The 1,601-nt window shown below is 49.3% G+C and carries 1 rRNA gene; it reads left to right on the top strand.

Annotated features, from left to right (window positions below):
- Positions 1–121 precede the first annotated feature (121 nt).
- Positions 122–1,601 (top strand): 16S ribosomal RNA (locus DDF78_RS11590); the annotation flags it as partial.

Raw genomic sequence — 1,601 nt, 5'->3', positions numbered from 1 at the left:
AGCTGGTAGACCTTTGAAAACTGAACAAAGTTTTAACACTAAATTGTGTAGGCCAACATTTATTTGTTGGATTTACAACGAAGTCAATTCGCTAGTATAATTTTTATGAGTCACAAACTTTTAATATGAGAGTTTGATCCTGGCTCAGGACGAACGCTGGCGGCATGCCTAATACATGCAAGTCGTACGCACTCTCGTGATGATTGAAGCTTGCTTCATGATTCACATTCGAGTGAGTGGCGGACGGGTGAGTAACACGTGGGTAACCTACCTATAAGACTGGGATAACTTCGGGAAACCGGAGCTAATACCGGATAACATTTAGAACCGCATGGTTCTAAAGTGAAAGATGGTTTTGCTATCACTTATAGATGGACCCGCGCCGTATTAGCTAGTTGGTAAGGTAACGGCTTACCAAGGCGACGATACGTAGCCGACCTGAGAGGGTGATCGGCCACACTGGAACTGAGACACGGTCCAGACTCCTACGGGAGGCAGCAGTAGGGAATCTTCCGCAATGGGCGAAAGCCTGATGGAGCAATGCCGCGTGAGTGAAGAAGGTTTTCGGATCGTAAAACTCTGTTGTTGAAGAAGAACATGCGTGAGAGTAACTGTTCACGTACTGACGGTATTCAACCAGAAAGCCACGGCTAACTACGTGCCAGCAGCCGCGGTAATACGTAGGTGGCAAGCGTTATCCGGAATTATTGGGCGTAAAGCGCGCGTAGGCGGTTTCTTAAGTCTGATGTGAAAGCCCACGGCTCAACCGTGGAGGGTCATTGGAAACTGGAAAACTTGAGTGCAGAAGAGGAAAGTGGAATTCCATGTGTAGCGGTGAAATGCGCAGAGATATGGAGGAACACCAGTGGCGAAGGCGACTTTCTGGTCTGTAACTGACGCTGATGTGCGAAAGCGTGGGGATCAAACAGGATTAGATACCCTGGTAGTCCACGCCGTAAACGATGAGTGCTAAGTGTTAGGGGGTTTCCGCCCCTTAGTGCTGCAGCTAACGCATTAAGCACTCCGCCTGGGGAGTACGACCGCAAGGTTGAAACTCAAAGGAATTGACGGGGACCCGCACAAGCGGTGGAGCATGTGGTTTAATTCGAAGCAACGCGAAGAACCTTACCAAATCTTGACATCCTTTGAAAACTCTAGAGATAGAGCCTTCCCCTTCGGGGGACAAAGTGACAGGTGGTGCATGGTTGTCGTCAGCTCGTGTCGTGAGATGTTGGGTTAAGTCCCGCAACGAGCGCAACCCTTAAGCTTAGTTGCCATCATTAAGTTGGGCACTCTAGGTTGACTGCCGGTGACAAACCGGAGGAAGGTGGGGATGACGTCAAATCATCATGCCCCTTATGATTTGGGCTACACACGTGCTACAATGGACAATACAAAGGGCAGCTAAACCGCGAGGTCATGCAAATCCCATAAAGTTGTTCTCAGTTCGGATTGTAGTCTGCAACTCGACTATATGAAGCTGGAATCGCTAGTAATCGTAGATCAGCATGCTACGGTGAATACGTTCCCGGGTCTTGTACACACCGCCCGTCACACCACGAGAGTTTGTAACACCCCAACCCGGCGGAGCAACCATATGG

This window comes from Bifidobacterium tibiigranuli (genome assembly GCF_009371885.1).
Lineage (GTDB): Bacteria > Actinomycetota > Actinomycetes > Actinomycetales > Bifidobacteriaceae > Bifidobacterium > Bifidobacterium tibiigranuli.
This window is presented reverse-complemented; position numbering and strand designations above follow the sequence as displayed.